The sequence below is a fragment of the Pseudomonas sp. AM14(2022) genome, assembly GCF_036346455.1.
GTDB lineage: Bacteria > Pseudomonadota > Gammaproteobacteria > Pseudomonadales > Pseudomonadaceae > Aquipseudomonas > Aquipseudomonas putida_A.
On the sequence record NZ_JAOTNY010000005.1, the window covers coordinates 106,169 to 130,530 of the forward strand.

Below are 24,362 nucleotides of genomic sequence, written 5' to 3' on the forward strand. Positions count from 1 at the left end.
GGCTTGCTCGCGAAGGCGTCAGAACTGACTACGCAGATTTACGCCAGACGCTGGCCAGCCAAGGCTGTTGCTCGCGCGGCAATCCCGCCGGCCGGTAGTAATGCTCCAGCTCGACAAACCCCGCTGCCGTGAGCAACCCGCGCCACGCGTCCAGGTCGTGATATGAGCCGTAGCGTGGCCCATTCCAGCCCTCACGGTTATCCCCGCGCGGATTGGAACTGAACAACACCCCGCCCGGTTTCAGCGTGCCATGCAACTGCTTGAGCACTCGCGGCAATTCCTGCAACGGCACATGAAACAGCACCGCATTGGCGAAGATCCCGTCGAAGCGCTCAGCTGGCAGATCGAGTTTCAGAAAGTCCTGACACCACACTTCACAGCCACTGTCTTCGCGGGCCATCTGCGCAAATTTTTCCGCGCCATCGAGACCGACCGCGACATGGCCCAGGCGGGTAAACGCCTGCAAGTCGCGCCCCGGGCCGCAGCCGAAATCGAGAATCTTGAACGGCGCAGTGCCGTGGATGTGCCGTAGCAGCGCGTCGATGTTCTGGCTGACATCGTGATCGCGGGTGCCTTCGCGGAAGTCTTCGGCCACCGCGTTGTAGTGGCCGAGGGTGGTGGCGGTGATCTGTTCCAGATCGGAGGGCGTTTGCTTCATGGTCGAGGGCTGCGCGGCAGTTGGGATTTGCCGAATATACGCCAACCAGCGGGGCCGCTGCGCAGCCCATCGCGAGCAGGCTCACTCCTACATTTGAAATGCGTTCCCCTGTAGGAGTGAGCCTGCTCGCGATAGCGGTTTCAGAGGCGCGGCATGCCTTAACGCTTGTTCAGGCCCCGCGCCAGACGATCTCCACCCAACTGAATCACCGCCACCAACGCCACCAGCAACACAATCACCGTCAGCATGATCTGGCTGTCGAAACGTTGATATCCGTAGCGGTAAGCGATATCGCCCAAACCGCCGGCACCAATCGCCCCGGCCATGGCTGACGAGTTGATCATGGTCACCAGCGTAATCGTGAACCCGCCGACGATCCCCGGCAGCGCTTCAGGCAACAGCACATGCCAGACGATGTGCCAGCGTCGGCAGCCCATGGCCTGCGCCGCCTCGATCAAGCCGTGATCGACCTCACGCAGACTCACTTCGGCAATCCGCGCAAAGAACGGCGTCGCGGCGATGGTCAGCGGCACCACCGCCGCCCACACACCGTACGTGGTGCCGACAATCAGTCGGGTAAATGGAATCAGCGCGACCATCAGAATCAGAAACGGGATCGAGCGGAACAGGTTGACGAACGCGCCCAGCGCCCGGTTGAGCAGCGGCGCCTGATAGATCCCGCCCTTGTCGCTGGTGACCAGAATCACCGCCATCGGGATCCCCACCAGCAACGCGATCAGCGACGACACGCCGACCATCAGGAAGGTGTCGATGAATCCCTGCAGCAAACGATCAAACCACATAACCCGATACCTCCACTCGTTGCGCCCACTGCCCGGCGCGCTCACGCAATTGTTCGGCGCTCAGGGCCGAGCCGCTGACCGCCAGCAACAGTTGTCCCAGCGCATGCCCCTGAATCCGTTCGACGCCGCCCTGCAGCAACTTCACGCGTCCGCCGAGGGCGGCGAACAGCGCTGCCAGATCCGGCTCGTCGCTGGCACTGCCGGTGAACTGTAAACGCAGCACCACCGCCGCCTCGGAGGAGGGCGGCTGGGCATGCAGGCGATTCTGCAGTTCTGCCGGCAAGGCGTGTTGCAGCGGCGCGAGCAAGGTCTGGCTGACCTCGTGCTGCGGATTGCCAAACACTTCCCAGACCGGGCCTTGCTCGACGATCCGCCCGTGTTCCAGGACCACCACGCGGTCGCAGATTTCGCGGATCACCGCCATTTCGTGAGTGATCAGCACAATGGTCAGGCCCAGGCGCTGATTGATCTCGCGCAGCAGGCCGAGGATCGACTGAGTGGTCTCGGGATCGAGCGCCGAAGTGGCTTCGTCGCACAGCAGAATGTCCGGGTCATGCACCAATGCGCGGGCGATGCCGACACGCTGTTTCTGCCCACCGGAAAGCTGCGCCGGGTAGGCCTTGTGCTTGGCTTGCAGGCCGACCAGTTCGAGCAGTTCACGCACCTTCTGCTCGCGTTGCGCCTTCGGCACGCCCGCGACTTTCAGCGGCAGTTCGACGTTCTGCCACACGGTCTTGGCCGACATCAGGTTGAAGTGCTGGAAGATCATGCCGATGCGCCGGCGCAGGGCGACCAGACGGTCCTCGTCGAACTCGCCGATGTCGACCTGATCGATCAGCACCCGCCCCGCAGTCGGTTGTTCCAGACGATTGATCGTGCGGATCAGCGACGACTTGCCGGCGCCGCTGCGCCCGATGATGCCGAACACCTCGCCGCGCTGGATCGCCAGATCGATGCCTTGCAGGGCCGCCACCGGGCCTTGTCGACCTTCGTAGATTTTACCCAGGCCGATGAAGCGCACGTGGGCGCGATTCAGCTCGGGATGCAGTTCGGTTTTTTCAGCATTTTTTGGCTCTGGAATCTCCAGTCGCCGTTGGATCGCGGCCGTCATGTTCAGCTTTCCCAACCGGCCTGATACAGCTTGCCGTGAGCTTTATCCAGCGCGGCGCGAACGGCCGGCGAGTGCTGGTAGATGTCGACGAATTTGATTAGGCGCGGGTCGTCTTTGCTCTTGGGCTGGATGACGAACTGGATCACGTATTCCTTGTGGTCGAGACCGTCGAATAGCAGCGCCGAGCCGGCGTCGAAGGTCTTCGCCAGACGGATGTAAGCCGGGTAGCCCTGGACCAGATCGGCGTCATCGTAGGCGCGCACCAGTTGCACGGCTTCGACTTGCAGGATCTTGATCTTCTTCGGGTTGGCGACGATGTCGTCTTCGGTGGCCTTGTAGCCGACCCCCGGTTTCAGGGTGATCAGACCAGCCTTGGCCAGCAGTTGCAGACCGCGACCGCTGTTGATCGGGTCGTTGGCGATGGCGACGCTGGCACCTTCCGGCAACTCGTCGAAACTTTTGTATTTTTTCGAATAGAGGCCGACGTTGTTGATGATCCCCGGGGCGAACGGCACCAAGTCAAAACCGGAGGCGGCTTTGGCGTTTTCGAGGAACGGGATGTGCTGGAAGTAGTTCACGTCTATGTCGCCGGCGGCGAGGCTGACGTTCGGTGCGATCCAGTCGGTGAACTCCACCAGTTCGACTTTCAGGCCTTGTTTGGAGGCCTCTTCGACGGCGGCTTCCAGCGGAATCGCGAACGCGGCGGTGGTGCCGATTTTAAGGGGTGCATCGGCGGCGAACACCGCCGAGCTGAACAGGCCGAAGGCCAGGGCCAGTGCTTTGACTGGGTGGGACAGGAATTTCTGGGTCATGGTGGTTTTTCCAGTCAGTGCATAAGTTTGTGGTGTCTGGTCGGGCCTCTTCGCGAGCAAGCCCGCTCCCACATTTTGGAATGCGTTCCCCCTGTGGGAGCGGGCTTGCTCGCGAAGCTTTTAGCGGCGAAATGAAGACCCGATGTGTTGCTCAGGGAGTTGCGCCGCCCCGTGAAACAGCTTTTCGCGCAAACTGCCGCTGTCATACGCAGTCTTGTACGACCCACGCCGTTGCAACTCCGGAATCACCAGCTCGATGAAATCGACATAGCTTTCCGGGGTAACGATGCGCGTGAGGTTGAAGCCGTCCAGCCCGGTTTCGGCGATCCACGCTTCCAGTTCATCCGCCACCTGCTCAGGCGAGCCGACCACGGTGATGTAGCGGCCACCGAGGGCGTGCTGCTCGAGCAATTTGCGTCGGGTCCAGTCGTTGTTCTGCAGGTTCTTGGTCGCGGACTGGATGGCATTGCTCTTGACGTACTGGATCGGTTCGTCGATTTCGTACTGGGAAAAGTCGATGCCGGTGGAGGCTGAGAAATGCGCGACGCCGGCCTCGGCGCTGGCATAACTCAGGTACTCGGCGTGCTTGGCCCATGCGGCCTCTTCGGTCGCGCCGACGATCACGTTGAGGCCCATGAACACCTTGATGTCCTCGGGATTGCGTCCGGCTTCGACGGCGCTGGCGCGGACCTTGTCCACCTGCACTTTGGTCGACGGCTTGTTCTGGCCGCTGATGAACACGCACTCGGCGTGACGCCCGGCGAACAGCAAACCGCGGTCCGAACTGCCAGCCTGGAACAGCACCGGCGTGCGCTGCGGCGACGGCTCGCAGAGGTGATAACCCTCGACTTGATAGAACTCGCCGTGGTGCTCGACCTTGTGCACCTTCTCCGGCTGCGCGTAGATGCGCTGCTCACGGTCATTGAGCACCGCGCCGTTTTCCCAACTGCCTTCCCAGAGTTTGTAGAGCACTTCGAGGTACTCGTCGGCCTGATCATAACGACGGTCATGCTCGACCTGTTCGCGCAGGCCCATGGCCTTGGCGGCGCTGTCGAGGTAACCGGTGACGATGTTCCAGCCGACCCTCCCACGACTCAGATGATCGAGCGACGACATGCGACGGGCGAACAGATAGGGCGGTTCGTAGGTGAGGTTGGCGGTGAGGCCGAAGCCGAGATTTTTCGTCACGGCGGCCATTGCCGACACCAGCAGCAACGGGTCGTTGACCGGCAACTGGATCGACTCTTTGAGCGTGACGTCCACCGAGTTCTGGTAGACGTCGTACACACCGACGATGTCGGCGATGAACAGCCCGTCGAACAGCCCGCGCTCCAGCAACTGTGCCAGTTCGGTCCAATATTCAATTGTGTTGTAGCGCGTCGAGGTATCGCGTGGATGCGTCCACAACCCGTGGTTGATGTGGCCGATGCAGTTCATGTTGAACGCGTTGAGCAGGATCTTTTTCTTGCTCATCAGATAGTGCCCCGCAGTGGCGGCTTTTCATCGTTAAGGTAGTAATTGCCCACCGCGTGATACTTCCAGCGTACCGGGTCGTGCAGGGTGTGCACCCGGGCGTTGCGCCAGTGACGGTCAAGGCCGTGCTCGATCAGGGTCGCCTGACTGCCGGCCAGTTCGAACAGCGTGCTGCCTGCGGCGAGCGAGATTTCGGTGCTGATCGCCCGTGCTTCGGCGACGGCAATCGACGCGGCAGCGACGGTTTCGGCATTGGTCTCGGCCTGGGCCTTGTCGAGGAATTCGCCGGAGCGTTCCAGCAGTGCTTCGGTGGCGTGCAGACGAATGCTCAGGTGGCCGAAGCTCTTCAGGGTCAGTGGGTCTTCGGTGGCCTTGTCGTTACCGGAGTCGATCCACGGACGGGTCTTGCTGCGCACGAAGTGCAGGGCATCTTCGTAAGCGGCGCGAGCGATGCCAGTGTCGATGGCGGCGTGAAGGATCTGCGCCAGCGGGCCGACCGTGGTCGGACGCTCGAAGGCACTCTGGAACGGGATCACGTTCTCGGCGGCAACGTAGACGTCTTCAAATACAACCGAACCGCTGCCGGTGGTGCGCTGGCCGAAACCGCTCCAGTCGTCGATGACCGTCAGGCCTTTACTGTCACGCGGGACGAAGGCCAGTTGCTGCACGCCACTTTCATCAACCACCGACGTCGGGATGCGCTGCGCGTAGATCGCGCCGGTCGCATAAAACTTGCGCCCGTTGATGCGGTAGCCGTCGCCGTCACGCTTGAGGCTGGTGACGCGGTCGTGGGCGGTTTTGGTACCGAGTTCCGCCAGGGCGTTGCCGAAACGTTGACCGGCCAGCACCTCGGCGTACAGCCGCTGTTTCTGCTCGTGGCTGCCGTTAACGCGCAGCACTTCGAGGGCGTAGAAATGGTTCTGCGGAATCTGCCCAAGAGAGCCGTCGGCCTGAGCGATCAGGGCGATGACTTTGGCCAGGGTCACGTTGGACACACCGGCGCCGCCGTATTCCTTGGGCACACTGATGCCCCACAGGCCGGAGCGGGAAAACACGTCGAGTTCCGGCAGTGGCAGGCGGCGTTCACGGTCGCGCACGGCACTGTCGCGTTTGAAATCTTCGGCCAGGTCGCTGGCGACGATCAGGGCTTGCTCATCGCTGGTGATGACCGCGACGGGGTGAGAATAAGTCATATGCTTCTCCAGATGTCTGGTCGTTAAATCCAGGAATGGCGAGCCGGTAGAGTGCCGTTGAGGCGATAGGCGCCGACCGCGTGATATTTCCAGCGCACCGGGTCGTGCAGGGTGTGCACCCGGGCGTTGCGCCAGTGGCGGTCGAGGTTGAATTCGGCGAGGGTCGCGCGGCTGCCGGCCAGTTCGAAAAGCTTCTCGCTGGCGAGCAAGGAAATCTCGGTAGTCAGCACTTTGGCTTCGGCCACCGCAATCGAAGCGCGGGCGGCGGACTCGGCGGTCAGCGGCGCGGTATGGACTTGGTCGAGCACTTTGCCGGCCTTACGCAACAGTGCTTCAGCCGCGTGCAGTTCGATTTTCAGTTTGCCGATGTCGGCGATCACGTAGAGGTCATCGCTGGCGCGCTCGACCTTGGCGTCGATCCAGGGCCGCGCGCGAGTTTTGACGAACTCGATGGCATCGTCGATGGCGCCACGGGCGATGCCGGCGTCGATGGCTGCCTGAATCAGCTGCGACACCGCGCCTTGGGTGTTGGGCTTCTCGTTGATCTTCCAGTTATCGACGACCAGGCTCGACTCGACGCGAACGTTGTTCAGCAGAATCGTGCCGCTGGCGGTGGTGCGCTGACCGAAGCCCGACCAGTCATCAACGATGCGCAGGCCCGGGGTGCCACGGCGGACGAAGGCCAGCACTTGTTTGCCGTCGTCATTGAGCGCCTTGACCGCCACCCAGTGCGCGAACAGCGCGCCGGTGGAATAAAACTTCTGGCCGTTGATCACGTAGTCATCGCCGTCGGCGGTGATGCGGGCTTTCAATTCCAGGGTATTTTTGGTTCCGCGCTCAGGACCCGCATTGCCGATGCGCCAACCTTCCAGAACACTCTGGAACAGCTGTTTTTTCTGCGCTTCGGTGGCGCTGCCGAGTACCAGATTGATGATGCCGAACTGGTTCTGCGGGATCTGTCCCAGCGCCGGGTCGGCTGCGGAAATGATCGCGAACACTTCGGCCAATGTGACGAATGAAACCTGTGGGCCCCCGTACTCACGCGGGATGGCAATGCTGCCGAGGCCGCTGCGGGTGAACTGTTCGATTTCCGACCATGGCAGCTTGCGCTGGCGGTCGCGCTTCGCGGCCTGCGCGCGGGCGACTTGCGCCAGTTCGTGAGCAGCCTTGATGGCTTGGGCGTCGTTGCGCAAGACCTGCGCGGGCAACAACAACGGGGCGATGTCCAGATCCGACTGGACGTTTGCATCGGCCAGACTGGACATCAGTGCCGCTCCTTGGCTGCACGCAATGCCCTGGCGATCTGCACTGGGGTGATTGTGTTCCGGACCATACTACCTACCTCACATCTTATGAAAAACGCCGCAAAAGTGCGGCGAACGAAAGAATGTCCGGTGGTCCGGTTCATATACCCTAAGCGTGTATAAATATTAAATAAACTAACTTTTAGGAATATGTATAGAAGGGGCGGTGGTCGGGTTGGTTAACAGTCTCTCAGCCGTGGCAATACAACCTGTGGTAAGGGGATTCATCCCCGACAGGCCGCGCAGCGGCCTTTTCTCAGCCATAAAAAACGGGATTGCTTCGCAGTCCATCGGGGCGGAGCGACGTTTCGCTAAATCACCTCACTACAAAGCCCCATGAGCACAGGAATGCGGCATCAATCCTTGGTCGATTCAGCAGCCTTCAGCGCTTGGCGCAGCGGCACCTTCAGATAAGGATTCACGCAACCGATCTTCAGCGTCCGGGGCGGCGCCCAGCGTGAGTTGTTGCCCACCCAGTCGATGACGCAGTAGGTAACGTCCAGACGCAGATCCTCACCGCCCTCGACGATCACTGCCGGTGGCACCCAGACCTGAATCGGCAGGCCGACATCGGCAGCGGTGATCCGGGCCAGGTCCATACGCACGTCGCCCCAGCGCAAGGTGATGGCGTCGTCCTCGGCCATGTTCAGGTAGGGTTCGATGGTCAGTGGCACACCGCGTTTGATCTGATTGGGGTTCACGCCCTGGCGGCGAATGGTGTCGGGCAGCGAGACGGGCGCCAGTTGCTGATTCTCGTCACCGCAGAGCGGCGAAGGCTGGCCGCCAGGGCAGTCGAGCTTGACCTGCACCCGCGTGGCCGCCGACAGCGCCGGTCCCTGACCGATCTGCATTACCCGATAGTGGATCCGTGCAGTGCCACTGGCGATAAAGCTTTCCGGCACCCGCAGGCTGATCGAGGCGCCGATGTCTTCGCTGGTCAAGACCCGCGAGGCGACGTAGCAGTTGTTCCAGAACAGTTCGATCAGATCACCGACGTCCATGCCGGAGTAGGGCAGGACATCGATCAGCAAATGCGCGGCAGCGGCCAGATTGATGGCGTTTTTGGATGCGGACGCCAGATTCGGCGCTGCCAGTTCGGGGGCGTGCGAAGTGCGGGTCATCGGGTTCTCTCCTTGAAGTCTTGCGGCGAAGTCCGTTTCTTGAAACAACAAAAGGCGTGATGAATCGGTAATACAACCGTGAACTTTGTTCGGGCTGAGCAAGCGTTGATTCAACTAATGGGTGCCGGTTGTCGACTAGATAAGAGCGTGCCGGAAAGAGTGTCAATAGAGTGCCTTAGTTAATCTGTGAATTACCGATTAATCAGAAGCGTCCTACGCTGATGAGGCATCCTGCCTAGCGGTGATGGCGAATGGAACTACGGTTTTTCGCGAGTTTTGCGATTTTTGTGCCGGTCGATTTAGATCATTTCACAGGCACGAAAGCGCGCCGCAGATTACTTGTATCTGTTGCAGAACATATATGTATTGTTTTGACAGGTTTAAGCTGGAGGGATTTGGAAGTTTTCAGGCGGGGCAAGTAAAACTTCCGTCCATGGAAGTTGATGACTCAAGACAATAAGTATCTCAGGCGTGATTCAGGAACTTGCTGAGAAACTGTTTGGTGCGTTCTTCTTTCGGGTTGGCAAACAACGCCTTGGCTTCGCCTTGCTCGACGATCACGCCCTTGTCGAAAAACACCACACGGTTAGCCACGTCGCGGGCGAAACCCATTTCGTGGGTGACGATGACCATGGTGCGTTTTTCTTCAGCGAGACCGCGAATGGTTGCCAGTACTTCGCCCACCAGTTCCGGGTCGAGGGCCGAAGTCGGCTCGTCGAACAGGATCACTTCCGGCTCCATCGCCAGCGCCCGGGCAATCGCCACGCGCTGTTGCTGACCACCGGACAGACGACGCGGATACGCATCTTCCTTGCCGGCCAGACCGACCTTGGCCAGCAGCTTCATGCCCAGGGCAACGGCTTGCTCGCGCGGCATCTTCTTGACCACGATCGGCCCTTCGATGACGTTTTCCAGTGCGGTGCGGTGGGGGAACAGGTTGAAGTTCTGGAACACGAAACCCACGTGCTGGCGCAGATTGCGCACCAGACTCTGCTGCTGGCTCAGCGGGCGGCGGGTATCGATCTCGATATCGCCGACCTTGATCCGGCCGCTGGTGGGCTCCTCAAGGAAATTCAGGCAGCGCAGGAACGTGGTCTTGCCCGAACCGCTGGGGCCGATGATGGCCACGACCTCGCCTTCCTTCACCTCAAGGTCGATGCCTTTGAGCACCTCTTGACCCTTGAACTGCTTTGTCAGTTTTTCCACGACAATCATGGGGTCAGGACTCCTGGTCGTGCCGATTGGCCCGCTCTTCCAGCTTGTTCTGCAGGTGCGACAGCACCGTGGCCAGAATCCAGTAGATCAGCGCGGCGGCAAGATACATGGTGAAGACTTCGAAAGTCCGGGCGGTAATCAGTTGCGCCTGGCGGAACAGTTCCGGCACCTGAATGGTGGCGGCCAGTGCCGTGTCCTTGACCAGCGAAATGAAGCTGTTGCCCAGCGGCGGCAGTGCCGTGCGCATGGCCTGCGGCAGAATGGCCCGGCGCAAGGTTTGCGCGCGGGTCATGCCGATGCTTGCGGCGGCTTCCCACTGGCCGCGCTCGATCGAACCGATTGCCGCACGGAGGATTTCACAGGCGTAGGCAGCCATGTTCAGCGAGAAGCCGATCAGCGCCGCTGGCAGTGGATCCAGTTCCAGACCCAATTGCGGCAAGCCGTAATAGATCACGAACAGTTGCACCAGCAACGGCGTGCCGCGAAAGAACGACACGTAGATGCGGGCAATCCAGCTCACCAGTTTGAAGCGCGACAGGCGCATCAAGGCCAGGCCGAAGCCCAGCAGCAAGCCGAAGAACATGCCGCCCAGACTGAGGATGACCGTGTAGTACGCGCCCTTGAGCAGAAAGGGCGCGGAGTCCAGTGCGAGTTGGAAAGCTTCTTCCATTATTTGGTGACGTCAGCGTTGAAGTATTTCTTCGACAGCTTCTCAAGGGTACCGTCGGCACGCAGTTCGTCGAGAGCCTTGTTCACCGCAGCCAGCAGTTCAGGCTCGCCTTTGCGCAGGGCGATACCGGATTCCTGACGGGAGAACGCTTCACCGGCAGCCACGGTTTTCGGGGCTTTCTTGGCGTATTCAAGGGCAGCCAGACGGTCGATCAGGATGGCGTCGGTGCGGCCGTTGTTCAGGTCGGCGAACTTGGTCGGATCATCGTCGTAGGTACGCACGTCAGCGCCCGGCACGTTGGCGCGGACCCACTGTTCGTAGTTGGTGCCCAGGCCGACACCGACTTTCTTGCCGGACAGGTCGGCGGCAGTCTTGATGTTCAACTTGGCTTCCTTGTCCTTCAGCACCAGCGCCTGAATCCCGGATACGGTGTACGGCTCGGAGAAGTCATACTTCTTCTTGCGTTCGTCGGAGATGGTCACCTGGTTGACCACGACGTCGAGACGTTTGGATTCCAGCGCAGCGAGGATACCGTCCCACTTGGTTGGCTGAATCTTGGCTTTGACGCCGAGTTTCTGCGCCAGGGCTTCGGAGAGTTCGACTTCGAAACCGGACAGTTTGCCGTTCTCGTCAACGAAGCTGAACGGTGGGTAAGTGCCTTCCAGACCGACGTTGATAACGCCTTTGTCCTTGATCTGTTGCAGCTGCTCACCGGCGGTTGCCTGGCCGATCAGGCCGGCGCTCAGTGCAAGGCCCAGCGAACCTACCAGCAGAGTGCGACGTAGTGCGGAAAAATTCATGACAAGCCCCTGTGTTTTCTTATGGAAGACGCTTAAGGAAAGTTGGCGAATCCGGGAATTGAACGACTGCGTTATCGTGCCCTAAAGCAGCTTATGCGTCTTGCCCGAAATTCGCCTGCGGCGAGACTATAAGATGTCTGCTTTAGACTTGAAAATACTTAATATCTAATTTGATATTCATATATGGAATATGAGGCCTTGACCTGTGGCGAGGGAGCTTGCTCCCGCCTGACTGCGCAGCAGTCGCAATACCTGCCGCCAGTGTTCAACTGAAAATGGGGAAGCAAGTTTGGGGGCGCTGCGCGCCCCAGCGGGAGCAAGCTCCCTCGCCACAAAGGCGCTTCAACCGCTCAGAGCGTCCTTGTAGGCAAACAACGCCGGCGCCCCACCGGTATGCAGGAAGATGATCGGGCCCTCGTCGAAACGCTGGCGGCCGATCCCGTCGAGCAGGCCGGCCATGGCCTTGCCGGTGTATACCGGGTCGAGCAGCACCGCGTCCTGACTGGCCAACAGTTTCACCGCCGCCAGTGTCCCGGCATTCGGTTCGCCGTAACGCGGGCCGAAGTATTCGTCCCACAACTCGACCTTGAAGTTCACTGGTAATTTCACACCCAGCAGCTCCGCCGTGCGTTCGGCCAGACCCTGCACTTTCGGGCGTTGGTCTTCTTCACTGCGCGATACCGTTACGCCGATCACTGGCAATTTCGGCAGTGCTTCGCTCAAGGCCAATGCCAGACCGCTGTGGGTCCCGGCGCTGCCCGAGGCCAGCACCACGGCGGCGAAATTCAGGCCGGTGTCCTTGATCTGTTCCGCCAGTTCCAGACCGGCACGTACGTAGCCCAATGCACCGAGGGCATTCGAGCCACCGATCGGCACCAGATACGGTTTTTTGCCATTGCTGCGCAGGCGCACAGCGAGTGCGGCGAGTTGTTCGTCGGCGTTATCGAGGTTGTCCACCAACTCGACCTTGGTGTCGAACAGATCGAGCAGCAGGCGGTTGCCGTTGCCGGTGTAGTTGCTGTCGTCGGTGCCGAGCGGATTTTCCAGCAACGCCACGCAACCCAGGCCGAGTTTGGCCGCCAGCGCGGCGGTCTGGCGCACGTGGTTCGATTGCAGGGCGCCGGCGGTGATCAGCGTGTCGGCGCCCTGGGCGAGGGCGTCGGCGGCGAGGTATTCGAGTTTGCGCAGCTTGTTGCCGCCCATGGCCAGCGGCGTCAGGTCATCCCGTTTGATGTACACATCGCGGCCCAGCCAGGCGGACAGGCGTTCGAGTTTTTCCAGTGGCGTGGGTTGGCCGAGCAGGTCGAGACGGTTAAAGCGATCCAGCTGTTGTTTGATCATGAGCCCGTACTGGCGGAGGAAGATGACAGGACTATAGGCAGGCCGTTTTAGCGGGGCAACCGTGAATTGCTTATAGCCAAATGTGCTTAGACCAGCACTATCGGTTCTTAATTCGCCCTCGCCGGCATGCCGTAAAGTAATCGCCGTTGACGCGGCCAGACCGTCCGGCCGCCCGTGAGGAGTCTTTACCGTGAGCGAGCGTTCCAGCCATTGGCAATTGCAGACCATCGTCAGCCAACTGCGTACCGCGCGGGATCAGTGGCGTACCCAGAATGGCCGGGCCAGCGGCGAGCAGGGTGGCCGTGAGTTACCGTCTCGCGCCGCGATGGCCGAGATTCTCGAGGCGCTGTGTGGTGCGTTGTTCCCGATGCGGCTGGGGCCGGTGGATCTGCGTGAGGAAAGTGAGGACTTCTATGTCGGCCACACCCTCGATACCTCATTGAATGCCTTGCTGGCGCAGGCGCGGCTGGAGTTGCGTTATGTCGCGCGGCACAGCGCTCAAGGCGATGCCGACGTCGAAGCTCAGGCGATCCGTATCATTCAGGATTTCGCCCTGGCCTTGCCGGGCCTGCGCAGCCTGCTCGATACCGACGTGCTGGCCGCCTATCACGGCGATCCCGCGGCGCGCAGCGTCGATGAAGTGTTGCTGTGCTATCCGGGGATTCTGGCGGTGATTCACCATCGTCTGGCGCACCATTTGTATCGCGCCGGGCTGCCGTTACTCGCGCGGATCAGTTCGGAGATTGCGCATTCGGCCACCGGTATCGATATCCACCCGGGCGCGCAGATCGGCCGCAGTTTCTTCATCGACCACGGTACGGGTGTGGTGATCGGCGAGACCGCGATCATCGGCGAGCGTGTGCGGATCTATCAGGCCGTGACTCTGGGCGCCAAGCGCTTCCCGGCGGATGAAGACGGGCAGTTGCAGAAGGGCCATCCACGCCATCCGATTGTCGAGGACGACGTGGTGATTTATGCCGGCGCGACGATTCTGGGACGGATCACTATCGGCCAGGGGTCGACCATCGGCGGTAATGTGTGGCTGACGCGCAGCGTGCCGGCAGGGAGCAACCTGACTCAGGCCAATCTGCAGCATGATGACGGGACGCAGAAGTAAGTTCCTGAATCTGCGTTGCCGCGTCAGGCCTCTTCGCGAGCAGGCTCGCTCCCACACTGGAATGCGTTTCAAATGTGGGAGCGAGCCTGCTCGCGAATGGTTTTTTGGGTCAGATCGAGATAATGGCATTCAGCCAATTCTCCATTGAACGAATCCCCTCAAACCCGCGTCATACCCCTCCTTGGGCTACTGTAGGAAAACTACCGCCTGGCCCTGCGATTAGTCCTTACCACCCTATCCATGTTTAACTTGAACGTTCATTCAAGTTAAACCGGTGGTTCGCTGCCCGCTCACAACAGGAGGCTTGCCTTTGCTGAGTCCGATCATTTCAGCCACGTTTCAACCCCTCGAGGTGCACGTTTCATGAGTGCATCGTCTACTCCCACCAGCGGCTTGGTGCGCATGAATCCGCCGGTGTTCTACTTCGCCGCGACGGTGATTCTGCTGTTTGGTCTGGTTGTCATCGCCATGCCGGAGCAGGCCGGAGCCTGGTTGCTGGCTGCGCAAAACTGGGCGGCCAACACGGTCGGCTGGTACTACATGCTCGCGATGACGCTGTATCTGGTCTTCGTGGTGGTCACCGCGTTATCGGGCTACGGCAAGATCAAACTCGGTGCCGACCACGACGAACCCGAGTTCAGTTACCTGTCCTGGGCCGGCATGCTGTTTGCCGCCGGGATCAGCATCACGCTGTTTTTCTTCTGCGTATCCGAGCCACTGACGCACCTGGCCCAACCGCCGCAAGGCGAGGCCGGCACCGCCGATGCGGCGCGGCAGGCGATGCAGATTCTGTTTCTGCACTGGGGCCTGCACGGCTGGGGCGTGTTCGCCTTCGTCGGCATGGCGCTGGCCTATTTCGCCTACCGGCATAACCTGCCGCTGGCCTTGCGTTCGGCGCTGTACCCGCTGATCGGCAAGCGCATCAACGGCCCTATCGGCTACGCGGTGGACGGCTTCGGCATCATCGCCACGGTGTTCGGTCTGGGTGCCGACATGGGCTTCGGCGTATTGCACCTCAACTCCGGTCTCGACTACCTGTTCGGCATCGCTCACACCCAATGGATTCAGGTCGGCCTGATCACGCTGATGATGGGCGCGGCGATCATTGTCGCCGTGTCGGGTGTGGACAAGGGCGTGCGGGTGATGTCCGACATCAACATGCTGCTGGCCTGTGCGCTGCTGCTGTTCGTGTTGTTCGCAGGCCCCACCCAGCACCTGCTCAACACGCTGATCCAGAACCTCGGCGATTACCTCGGCGCGTTGCCGATGAAGAGTTTCGACCTCTACGCCTACGACAAACCAAGCGACTGGCTCGGCGGCTGGACCGTGTTCTACTGGGCCTGGTGGATCGCATGGTCGCCGTTCGTGGGCCTGTTCATCGCGCGGATTTCCCGTGGCCGCACCATCCGCGAATTCGTCTTCGGCGTGCTGCTGATTCCGCTCGGTTTCACCCTGGCGTGGATGTCGATCTTCGGCAACAGCGCGATCGATCAGGTCCTCAACCACGGCATGTCGGCACTGGGCATGTCGGCCCTCGACAATCCGTCGATGAGCCTTTACCTGCTGCTGGAAACCTACCCGTGGAGCAAGACTGTCATCGCGGTGACGGTGTTCATCAGCTTCGTGTTTTTCGTCACTTCCGCCGACTCCGGCACCGTGGTGCTGTCGACGTTGTCGGCCAAAGGCGGCAACCCGGACGAAGACGGGCCGAAATGGCTGCGAGTGTTCTGGGGCGCGATGACCGCGTTGATCACCAGCGCGTTGCTGTTCTCCGGCAGCATCGATGCGCTGAAATCGGCGGTGGTACTGACCTCGCTGCCGTTCTCGATGATTTTGCTGCTGATGATGTGGGGCCTGCACAAGGCGTTCTATCTGGAGTCGCAGAAGCAGATCGCGCAACTGCATTCGCTGGCACCGGTCTCCGGTTCGCGGCGAGGCACGGGCGGCTGGCGCCAACGTCTCAGTCAGGCGGTGCACTTCCCGTCACGCGACGAGGTGTACCGCTTCATGGACACCACGGTGCGCCCGGCGATTGAAGAAGTGACGGCGGTATTTGTCGAGAAGGGTCTGAACGTGGTCACCCAGCCGGACCCGGCGCACGACAACATCAGCCTGGAAATAGGCCACGGTGAGCAGCATCCGTTCATCTATCAGGTGCAGATGCGCGGCTACTTCACGCCGTCGTTCGCCCGGGGTGGCATGGGGTCCAAGCAACTCAACAACCGCCGCTACTACCGCGCTGAAGTGCACTTGAGCGAGGGCAGTCAGGACTACGATCTGGTCGGCTACACCAAGGAGCAGATCATCAACGACATCCTCGACCAGTACGAACGCCACATGCAGTTCCTGCATCTGGTGCGTTGATCGGCAACTGAGCGCCGGGACGTTTCACGACTCGGCGCTCAGCACCATGAACAACACCATCGCCGCCATCGGCACCCCGAACACCGCACTGCCCACCGCGATCTCCGAACCCAGCGGCTGCCCGGCATGCACCACCCCCACCGCACCATTGATCACCGTCAACGCCAGCCACAGCGCGGCGAAGCTGTAGGCCAGGGTCTGCCGGCTGAAGCCAATGCGCTCGCCGATGTAGAGCATCAGGGCGAGCAGGACCAGACCGAAGAAGATGATGATTGCGGTGTGCATAGGCGTGCCTGCGGGTCATGCGGTGCTTGATCGGACGCCTTCGCGGGCAAGCCCGCTCCCACAATGATCTCGCTCATTCACAGATTCTGTGTACAACCAAAATCCTGTGGGAGCGGGCTTGCCCGCGAAGGAGCCACCTCGGTGTCATTAAGAGCATAGCCAAGTCAGCCCGCATCAATACAAGCCAACCATCCTCGATCAGACACATTTCGCGACGCATTCAAATGTATCTGGACAGCAAGGCCCTTTCTCGCTGGCTCGCGCCTGCCGTTGGTCGAACCAATTACCGAGCGTTTGTTCACCCAGCTAATATTTCTCAGAGTGTGTATCGTGTGTATAAATCGGTTGCTTACGCCCAAAAGTGACCAGCTCTTGCTGTCGAAAAGGGCGAAGGAAATGCGTAGTCGGGAAATGATCAGGATGATCGAGGAGGATGGTTGGTATCTGGTTGCAGTGAAGGGTAGTCACCATCAGTACAAGCATCCGCGCAAGCCGGGTCGGGTGACGATCAAGCATCCGGATTCAGACCTTCCCAAAGGGACGATCAACAGCATTTTGAAACAGGCGGGGTTGAAATGAAGCCCGTTATTGGAAGTGAAAGTCCTTTTATGGACACGTCAGAGGAAGGATTCACGTTTATGAAATTCCCGGTCGTTTTGCACAAGGATGCCGACTCGGACTACGGAGTGATTGTCCCGGATGTACCGGGGTGCTTCTCCGCAGGGAGCACGGTAGCCGAAGCTTTTGAAAACACTCAGGAGGCTCTGGCCCTGCACTATGAGGGGCTGGTGGCTGATGGTGCACCGTTGCCTCGAGTTCAGGATATTGATGCACATCTCGACAACCCGGATTACGCGGGTGGAATCTGGGGTGTTGTCGACTTTGATATCACGCCCTATTTCGGCAAGTCGGTACGCTTCAACGCCACGCTGCCCGAGCAACTGCTGGAGCGTATTGATCAAACAGTCCGGCGTGATCAACGCTACAGTTCCCGCTCCGGATTTCTGGCCGCAGCTGCGTTACGCGAATTGTCGGCATGACGAACAACCTGTAGGGGCTGCCGCAGGCATGTATGTCAGGTGCTCTCTCGCTCGATCACGTTGCACTGCAACAGATTCAGCCGCTGCACATCATCGCTCGGCAACACCCCAAGGCTTTCCAATACCCGCGTTGCCGCCAGTACGCCAATCTCCAGTGCCGGGGGTTTGATCGTGCTCAGGCTCGGCAACAGCATCTCGGCGAACGGGTAATCGCCGAAGCCGAGCACGGCGCAGTCTTCGGGGATCTTGATGCCGGCGCGTTGCCCGGCGAGCAAGCCGCCGGCGGCGAGGTTGTCGTTGGCGAAGATGATCGCGTCGGGGCGCGGGGAGGCGTTCATCAGCGCTTCCATCGCTTGCTTGCCGGCTTCGAACGGCGCGCGGTCGGCGTTCGGGGCGAACACCCACGGTTGCAGTCCGAACTCGCGCACGGTGGCGGCGTAACCGTCGCGACGTTCGAGGGCACTGAGGTCACCAAGGGCGCTGTTCTGCACAAAGGCGATACGGCGATAGCCTTTGTCGTGCAGATAACGCGCAGCGGTCACGCCGACTTCATAGTGCGAAAAGCCGATCTGCATCGGCTCGCGATCCGGCTGGTAATCCCAGGTTTCGATCACCGGAACCTCCGCTTCGGCGATCATCTTTTCCGTGCCCGCACTATGGAAATGGCTGGTCAGCACCAGCGCCGCTGGCGACCAGCCAAGAAATGCGCGCACGGCGTTTTCTTCCTGTTCGGTACTGAAGTAACTCGACGCCAGCAGCAATTGATAACCGTGGCGGCTGAGGGTGTCGCTGAAACCCTGAATGGTGTTGGCAAAGATCGGCCCCGAGATGTTCGGAATCACCATGCCGACGATTTTCCCTCGCGCCGAGGCCAGGCCGCCGGCCACCAGATTCGGCACATAACCCAGCTCGGCAACTACTGCTGCAATGCGCTCGCGGCGCTCCGGCGAGACGGTTTCCGGCTGATTGAAATAGCGCGACACGGTAATCGCCGACACCCCGGCCTCGCGCGCTACCGTATTGAGGGTCACGCGTCCGGCGCCACGGCGTTTGCGGGGCTTTTCCTGGGTCAAGGCTCGATCCTTCTTAAAAACCAAAACGCATATAAAAGTAATTTTTCAGTATTGGACGCTCTATGCCGAGGTTGCCAATACTGGCGATGTTAGCGCTAACAAAGCGCATTGTCTGCTACTCGCTCGAGCGAATGCCCAAGACACCGATTCAGGCGCTGTCGTCGCAGAACGGCAGCGGTTCAGGGCCAATTTCGAGCGGGCAATCATGCACAACATTCCTGGGGCGACACACAAACTGGCGCAGTCGATTCGCGCCGCTGGCTGGATCTTTACCGGGCTGGCGGCGTTGCCGCTGCCCACGGCTTTCGCCGCCGACAGCAGCGAACAAGAGCCGACCCTCAAGTCCGTCACGGTCACCGCCACCCGCCGTGAAGAGTCGCTGCAGAAGGTGCCGGTGGCAGTCTCGGTGATCGACGGCGAACAACTGGAACGCGACAACCGCAACGGCGTGGCGAGCATCGTCCAGCAAGTGCCGTCGCTGAATTTCCGTACCGGTGCGTCGAACAAGGACACCTCGTTGTTTGTGCGAGGCGTCGGCACGATTTCCACCTCGCCCGGCGTCGAGCCAACAGTGGCCACGGTGATCGATGGCGTGGTCTATGCGCGTCCCGGCCAATCCACTCTCGACTTGCTGGATCTGGAGCGCGTCGAAGTGCTGCGCGGCCCGCAGGGCACGCTGTTCGGCAAGAACGCCTCGGCTGGTGTGCTCAACATCACCAGCAAGGCGCCGACCAACGAGACCCACGGTTACATCGACCAGTCGTACTACAGCGGCAATGAAAGCCGCACCCGCTTCGGCATTGGCGGCAGCCTGATTCCGGACACGCTCAAGGGGTCGATCAGCACCCTGTTCGGCACTTACGACGGCAACGTCGATAACAAGCACAACGGCCAGGAAGTCAACGGCTACAACCATCGCGGGGTGCGCGGCAAACTCGAATTTACTCCGAACGATGACGTCACCTTCACCCTGATCGCCGACTACATGCAGTCCCACGACGACGGTCCCAACGGCGTCGTCAGCAAGTCGTTGACCCCGGCCTTCGCCAACGCGCTGAGCCCGGTCTATGCGAGCAACCACAACCGCGACATCAACACCGATACCCGCAGCCATGTCGAGGACACCAACAAGGGCCTGTCCGGCCAGCTCGACTGGCAACTGGGCGATTACACACTGACCTCGATCACCGCGTGGCGCGGCTGGGACAACACCCAGTATCAGGACGGCGATCGGCTGAGCACGATCACTGCAGCGTTCCCCGGCACCGCCGACAAGGGCGAGCTGGCCTTCGACCAGTACTCGCAGGAGCTGCGCCTGGCCTCGCCGAAAGGTGAGTTCCTTGAATACGTTGGCGGCCTGTTCTACATGCACGGCAAGGATGACGAGACCTATCAACGCACCTTGACCACCACCACACGCACCGACCGTGGCGTCGCCGATTACAGCACCACCAGCGACAGCTACGCCGCGTTCGGCGAAGCCACGTTGAACTTCACCTCGGACTTTCGTGGCATCGCCGGCCTGCGCTACACCCACGATGATCTTGAATACGATCACCGTCGCGTCTCGACCTCGGCGACCACGGTCAGTGGTATTCAACCTGCAACCAGCAGTTCCGGTTCGGTAGACGAGGACGGCTGGTCCGGCCGGCTCGGCGTGCAGTACGACCTCAGCGATGCGGTCACCACGTATCTGACCTATTCGCGCGGCTACAAAGGCCCGGCGTACAACGTGTTCTTCAACATGCAGCCGCGTGACACCGAAGCGCTGAAGCCGGAGACCTCGAATACTTGGGAGGCGGGGATCAAGGCCACCAGCTGGAACAACCGGCTGACCACCAACCTCGCGGTGTTCCACAGCGATTACGACAACTATCAGGCGAACTTTTTCGACACCGTTGCCGGGCAAGTGGTGACGCGCCTGATCAACGCCGGCAGTGTCAGCACCGAAGGCGTCGAACTCGATTACGCCTTGCAGGCGACCCAGCAACTGAAGTTCTCCGGGGCGCTGGCCTACACCCGCGCACGCATCGACCAATTCAGCTGCCCGGCGGGCGCTGCAGCCTCGTGCAACGTCAATGGCAAGCCACTGCCGTTCAGCCCCGACTGGAAAAGCTACGTGCGCGCCGACTACAGCATCCCGCTGGACAACGGCCTCGATATCGAGCTCGGCACCGACTACAGCTGGCAGAGCGAAGTGCAGTACGACATCAGCCAGAATGCCGACACCAAACAGGGTGCCTACGGCATCTGGAACGCCAGCGTCGCGCTCGCCGATTACAGCAACGGCTGGCGCGTGGCGCTGCTGGGCAAGAATCTCGCCGACAAGTCCTACTCACCGTTGCTGGCCAGCGGTGGCAGCTACATCTACCGCGCCGTGCCACGGGATGACGAGCGCTACTTCGGCGTGCAACTGCGCAAGGATTTCTGAGATGAGCAGACAGCTGAAACTTGGCGCCTTTCTCATGGCCACCGGGCACCACGTCGCCGCGTGGCGGCACCCGCAGGTACCGGCGAATGCCGGTCTGGATTTCGCCCACTACAAGCGTCTGGCGCAGATTGCCGAGGCAGCGAAATTCGACACGCTGTTCGTCGCCGACAGTGTTGCCGCGCCGACACAGGACATCGCCAGCCGCATGGCGCGCTCGGATCACTTCGAACCGCTGACCTTGCTCTCGGCTCTGAGCGCGGTGACCGAGCGCATCGGCCTGATCGCCACGGCGACCACCAGCTACAACGAGCCGTATCACGTGGCGCGCAAATTCGCTTCGCTTGATCATCTGTCGGGTGGCCGCGCCGGGTGGAATCTGGTGACCTCGGACAACGCCGCCGAGGCACTGAATTTTGGTCGCGACGAACACATCGGCCACGCCGAACGCTACAGCCGTGCCCGCGAGTTTCATCAGGTGGTCACCGGGCTGTGGGACAGTTGGGAGGACGATGCCTTTGTCCGCGACAAGGCCAGCGGCGCCTATTACGATCCGGCGAAGCTGCATGTGCTGGATCACGTCGGCGAGCACTTTCGGGTGAAAGGCCCGCTGAACGTGGCGCGCTCGCCGCAGGGGCAACCGGTGATTGTGCAGGCCGGTTCATCCGAAACCGGGCGTGAGCTGGCGGCACAGACCGCTGAGGTGGTGTTCACCGCGCAGACTTCGCTATCGGGCGCGCAGGCGTTCTACGCCGACCTCAAGGGGCGCCTGGCCAAGTACGGGCGCAGTGCCGACTCGCTGAAAATCATGCCCGGGGTGTTTGTCGTCGTCGGCCAGACAGAAACCGAAGCGCAGGAAAAATTTGAAACGTTTCAGCAATGGGTCGAACCGGAGGTTGGCGTGGCGTTGCTTGGGCGTATGCTGGGCAACTTCGACTTGTCGAAGTACCCGCTGGACGGCCCGTTACCGGATTTGCCACGAACCGACAGTGGCCAGCAGAGTCGGCAGAAATTGCTGACTGAACTGGCGGGGCGAGAGAATCTGACCCTCGCCGAATTGGGCCGCAGGATTGCCGGTGGGCGCGGGCATTTCAGCCTGGTCGGCACGCCGGAGCAGATCGCTGATCGCTTGCAGGAGTGGTTCGAACAGGGCGCGGCGGATGGCTTCAATGTGCTGGTACCGCACTTGCCGGGCGGGCTCGAAGACTTCGCCCACGGCGTGGTGCCGGAACTGCAACGGCGTGGGCTGTTCAGAACCGAGTATGAGGGCCGGACCTTGCGCGAAAACCTGGGGCTTGCCCGACCCATAAACAAATTTGTGTAAAGACTTTTGTGGCGAGGGAGCTTGCTCCTGCTGGTCTGCGAAGCAGGCCTAAAACCTGCAATCGCATTCAGCCAGGCATACCGCGCTGGATGGGTTTGCGGTTGCTGCGCAACCGAGCGGGAGCAAGCTCCCTCGCCACAGGTTTGGGATTCACCCTCAATTTGCTGTCAATCAAACAAGAGAGGATTCGATGACTTACACCGCTGCCGAAAATCGCTACGACTCCATCCCTTACCGCCGCGTCGGCCGCAGCGGTCTGGTGCTGCCGGCGCTGTCGCTGGGCCTGTGGCACAACTTCGGCGACAGCACGCCGATCGACACCCAACGTGCCCTGCTGCGCACCGCGTTCGACCTGGGCATCAACCACTTCGACCTGGCCAACAATTACGGCCCGCCGTACGGCAGCGCCGAGATCAATTTCGGTCGCCTGCTGCGTGAAGACTTCAAGCAGTACCGCGATGAACTGATCATCTCCAGCAAGGCCGGCTGGGACATGTGGCCCGGCCCTTATGGCCAGGGCGGCGGCTCGCGTAAATACGTGCTGGCCAGTCTGGACCAGAGCCTGCAGCGCCTCGGTCTGGACTATGTGGATATCTTCTATTCGCACCGCTTCGACCCGGACACCCCGCTGGAAGAAACCGCCAGCGCCCTCGCCACCGCCGTGCAACAGGGCAAGGCGCTGTACATCGGCATCTCGTCGTACTCCGGGGTGAAAACCCGCGAGATCGCTGCGCTGCTCAAGGAATGGAAAGTGCCGCTGCTGATTCATCAGCCGGCGTACAACCTGCTCAATCGCTGGGTCGAAAAAGACCTGCTCGACACCACCGAAGAACTCGGCACTGGCGTGATCGCCTTCACCCCGCTGGCGCAAGGTCTGCTGACCGACAAGTACCTCAACGGCGTGCCGGCGGATGCGCGGGTCAATCGTCCGGGTGGTGGTTCGCTGCAGGCTTCGCACTTGTCCGAGGCCAACATTGCCCACGTGCGCGCGTTGAACGAGATCGCCAAACGTCGCGGCCAGAGCCTGGCGCAACTGGCACTGGCCTGGACCCTGCGTGATCCACGGGTGACCTCGGCGCTGATCGGCGCGAGCCGGCCGGAGCAGATCATCGAGAACGTCGGGGCGTTGAACAACCTGAGTTTCAGTGCCGAGGAACTGGCGGAGATCGACCGGTTTGCCCTGGAGGGCGGGATCAATCTGTGGGAGAAGCCGTCGACCGCTGAATAAGTGACTGGCGCCGAATTATTCGGCGCCTGCTCTGACGCTTTCGCGGGCAAGCCCGCTCCCACAGGTAACTGTGTTCCTCCTGAAGAAACACGATCAAATGTGGGAGCGGGCTTGCTCGCGAAGGGGCCTTTGAAAACAACACAGCAATCAGGCCTTATTTGAAAAACGGCACATCCCCCAACACCGTTGCTCGCTGCATCACCCGCCGCGCCGGACGGTAATCATCCACCGCATAATGCTGGGTCACACGGTTGTCCCAAAACGCAATATCGTCCTGCTGCCAGCGCCAGCGAATGGTGAATTCCGGCCGCGTTGCATGAGCGAACAGGAATTTCAGAATCGCTTCGCTCTCGGTTTCCGACAGCTCGTTAATCTTCGAGGTAAAGCCTTCGTTGACGAACAACGAGCGCCGTCCACTGACCGGATGGGTGCGGATTACCGGGTGTGACAACGGTGGATTCTTGCGTCGCGCCTCTTCCCACTGGGCCAGTGCTTGCGGCGTATTGCCGTAGCGTTCCAACGGGAAAGAGCGGGTGAAATCGTGAGTCGCGGTCAGTCCTTCGAGCAGCTTTTTCATCGGTGCCGACAGTGCTTCATACGCGGCAATCCCGCTGGCCCACAACGTATCGCCGCCGAACTCTGGCAGCAGTTTGGCGCTGAGCACCGCGCCCATCGCCGGCGTTGGCAGGAAGGTCACGTCGGTGTGCCAGATCGCGTTGTCGCGCACGTCGGTGACGGCGGTGTCGAGGATCAGCACTTCGGGCTGCTCCGGCACGTTCGGGTAGATCGGGTGAATGTGCAGGTCGCCAAAATACGCGGCGAAACGCGCCTGTTGCGATGGCTCGATCGGCTGGTTGCGGAAGAACAGCACCTGGTACTTGAGCAGCGCCTGCTCAATGTCATCGCGCTGTTCCAGGTTCAACGGCTGGCTGACGTCGACGCCGCTGATCTGCGCGCCGAGGGCCGAGCTTAATGGGGTGATGGTCAGGCTGCTCATGGTCT

Annotated in this window: 22 protein-coding genes; 7 read left to right on the top strand and 15 right to left on the bottom strand. The window is 60.8% G+C overall.

What is annotated here, in order from left to right:
* Positions 1-28 precede the first annotated feature (28 nt).
* The 12 genes from V3W27_RS12385 to V3W27_RS12440 all read right to left on the bottom strand — a co-directional run bounded on the left by V3W27_RS12385 (position 29) and on the right by V3W27_RS12440 (position 12,501).
* Positions 29-658, bottom strand: coding sequence for a class I SAM-dependent methyltransferase (locus tag V3W27_RS12385; protein WP_330206713.1), 630 nt, complete (start codon positions 656-658; stop codon positions 29-31).
* Positions 659-816: 158 nt separating this feature from the next.
* On the bottom strand, positions 817-1,461 hold the full coding sequence (locus V3W27_RS12390; protein WP_027611182.1) for a methionine ABC transporter permease: 645 nt from the start codon (positions 1,459-1,461) through the stop codon (positions 817-819).
* The gene (locus tag V3W27_RS12395) at positions 1,451-2,572 is read right to left on the bottom strand and encodes a methionine ABC transporter ATP-binding protein (RefSeq protein WP_330206714.1); all 1,122 of its coding nucleotides are present in this window, start codon (positions 2,570-2,572) and stop codon (positions 1,451-1,453) included. Before V3W27_RS12395 ends, V3W27_RS12390 begins: the two co-directional genes overlap by 11 nt.
* Positions 2,573-2,574: 2 nt before the next feature.
* Positions 2,575-3,384, bottom strand: coding sequence for a MetQ/NlpA family ABC transporter substrate-binding protein (locus V3W27_RS12400; protein ID WP_083367342.1), 810 nt, complete (start codon positions 3,382-3,384; stop codon positions 2,575-2,577).
* A 120-nt stretch (positions 3,385-3,504) separates the two neighbouring features.
* Positions 3,505-4,857, bottom strand: coding sequence for an LLM class flavin-dependent oxidoreductase (locus V3W27_RS12405; protein WP_330206715.1), 1,353 nt, complete (start codon positions 4,855-4,857; stop codon positions 3,505-3,507).
* Positions 4,857-6,050 (bottom strand): SfnB family sulfur acquisition oxidoreductase, encoded by a 1,194-nt coding sequence (locus tag V3W27_RS12410; protein WP_330206716.1) that lies wholly within the window; start codon positions 6,048-6,050, stop codon positions 4,857-4,859. The genes V3W27_RS12405 and V3W27_RS12410 overlap by 1 nt, the downstream gene beginning before the upstream one ends.
* Positions 6,051-6,073: 23 nt before the next feature.
* Positions 6,074-7,315: an SfnB family sulfur acquisition oxidoreductase gene (locus V3W27_RS12415; protein ID WP_330206717.1), complete on the bottom strand. Its 1,242-nt coding sequence runs from the start codon at positions 7,313-7,315 to the stop codon at positions 6,074-6,076.
* Between the two features lie 395 nt (positions 7,316-7,710).
* Positions 7,711-8,475 carry a hypothetical protein gene (locus V3W27_RS12420; protein WP_247268403.1) on the bottom strand — a complete coding sequence of 255 codons (765 nt, stop codon included), beginning with the start codon at positions 8,473-8,475 and terminating at the stop codon, positions 7,711-7,713.
* A 465-nt stretch (positions 8,476-8,940) separates the two neighbouring features.
* Positions 8,941-9,690 (bottom strand): L-cystine ABC transporter ATP-binding protein TcyN, encoded by a 750-nt coding sequence (gene tcyN / locus V3W27_RS12425; RefSeq protein ID WP_047290800.1) that lies wholly within the window; start codon positions 9,688-9,690, stop codon positions 8,941-8,943.
* A gap of 4 nt (positions 9,691-9,694) precedes the next feature.
* Positions 9,695-10,360 (bottom strand): cystine ABC transporter permease, encoded by a 666-nt coding sequence (tcyL, locus tag V3W27_RS12430; RefSeq protein WP_003220607.1) that lies wholly within the window; start codon positions 10,358-10,360, stop codon positions 9,695-9,697.
* Positions 10,360-11,160, bottom strand: coding sequence for a cystine ABC transporter substrate-binding protein (tcyJ, locus tag V3W27_RS12435; protein WP_086794003.1), 801 nt, complete (start codon positions 11,158-11,160; stop codon positions 10,360-10,362). The genes tcyL and tcyJ overlap by 1 nt, the downstream gene beginning before the upstream one ends.
* 342 nt (positions 11,161-11,502) lie before the next feature.
* Positions 11,503-12,501, bottom strand: a complete 999-nt coding sequence (locus tag V3W27_RS12440) for a D-cysteine desulfhydrase (protein ID WP_330206718.1) — start codon at positions 12,499-12,501, stop codon at positions 11,503-11,505.
* A gap of 190 nt (positions 12,502-12,691) precedes the next feature.
* On the opposite strand from V3W27_RS12440, the gene epsC reads away from it, so the two are divergent.
* Positions 12,692-13,618, top strand: coding sequence for a serine O-acetyltransferase EpsC (gene epsC, locus V3W27_RS12445; protein ID WP_027611192.1), 927 nt, complete (start codon positions 12,692-12,694; stop codon positions 13,616-13,618).
* A 402-nt stretch (positions 13,619-14,020) separates the two neighbouring features.
* Positions 14,021-15,982, top strand: coding sequence for a choline transporter BetT (gene betT, locus V3W27_RS12450; RefSeq protein ID WP_166496387.1), 1,962 nt, complete (start codon positions 14,021-14,023; stop codon positions 15,980-15,982).
* 24 nt (positions 15,983-16,006) lie between these two features.
* Here the strand turns inward: betT and V3W27_RS12455 are convergent, their stop codons facing one another.
* On the bottom strand, positions 16,007-16,267 hold the full coding sequence (locus tag V3W27_RS12455) for a hypothetical protein (protein ID WP_025110994.1): 261 nt from the start codon (positions 16,265-16,267) through the stop codon (positions 16,007-16,009).
* A 396-nt stretch (positions 16,268-16,663) separates the two neighbouring features.
* Here V3W27_RS12455 and V3W27_RS12460 point away from each other — a divergent pair, with 396 nt between their 5' ends.
* The gene (locus V3W27_RS12460) at positions 16,664-16,846 is read left to right on the top strand and encodes a type II toxin-antitoxin system HicA family toxin (protein WP_027611194.1); all 183 of its coding nucleotides are present in this window, start codon (positions 16,664-16,666) and stop codon (positions 16,844-16,846) included.
* A 59-nt stretch (positions 16,847-16,905) separates the two neighbouring features.
* Positions 16,906-17,307, top strand: coding sequence for a type II toxin-antitoxin system HicB family antitoxin (locus tag V3W27_RS12465; protein ID WP_003220616.1), 402 nt, complete (start codon positions 16,906-16,908; stop codon positions 17,305-17,307).
* Positions 17,308-17,342: 35 nt separating this feature from the next.
* Here the strand turns inward: V3W27_RS12465 and V3W27_RS12470 are convergent, their stop codons facing one another.
* Complete coding sequence (locus tag V3W27_RS12470; RefSeq protein ID WP_330206719.1) at positions 17,343-18,380, bottom strand: LacI family DNA-binding transcriptional regulator; 1,038 nt, start codon at positions 18,378-18,380, stop codon at positions 17,343-17,345.
* A gap of 205 nt (positions 18,381-18,585) precedes the next feature.
* Here V3W27_RS12470 and V3W27_RS12475 point away from each other — a divergent pair, with 205 nt between their 5' ends.
* The 3 genes from V3W27_RS12475 (at position 18,586) to mgrA (ending at position 23,360) form a co-directional block, all read left to right on the top strand.
* The gene (locus tag V3W27_RS12475) at positions 18,586-20,811 is read left to right on the top strand and encodes a TonB-dependent receptor (RefSeq protein ID WP_330206720.1); all 2,226 of its coding nucleotides are present in this window, start codon (positions 18,586-18,588) and stop codon (positions 20,809-20,811) included.
* 1 nt (position 20,812) lies between these two features.
* Entirely contained in the window at positions 20,813-22,132 is a 1,320-nt protein-coding gene (locus V3W27_RS12480) for an LLM class flavin-dependent oxidoreductase (RefSeq protein ID WP_330206721.1), read from the top strand.
* Between the two features lie 190 nt (positions 22,133-22,322).
* A complete protein-coding gene (gene mgrA / locus V3W27_RS12485; protein ID WP_330206722.1) occupies positions 22,323-23,360 on the top strand; it encodes an L-glyceraldehyde 3-phosphate reductase in 1,038 nt (345 codons plus the stop codon).
* Between the two features lie 154 nt (positions 23,361-23,514).
* On the opposite strand, the gene tauD is transcribed toward mgrA, so the two are convergent.
* Positions 23,515-24,357, bottom strand: coding sequence for a taurine dioxygenase (gene tauD / locus V3W27_RS12490; RefSeq protein ID WP_027611200.1), 843 nt, complete (start codon positions 24,355-24,357; stop codon positions 23,515-23,517).
* Positions 24,358-24,362 lie beyond the last annotated feature (5 nt).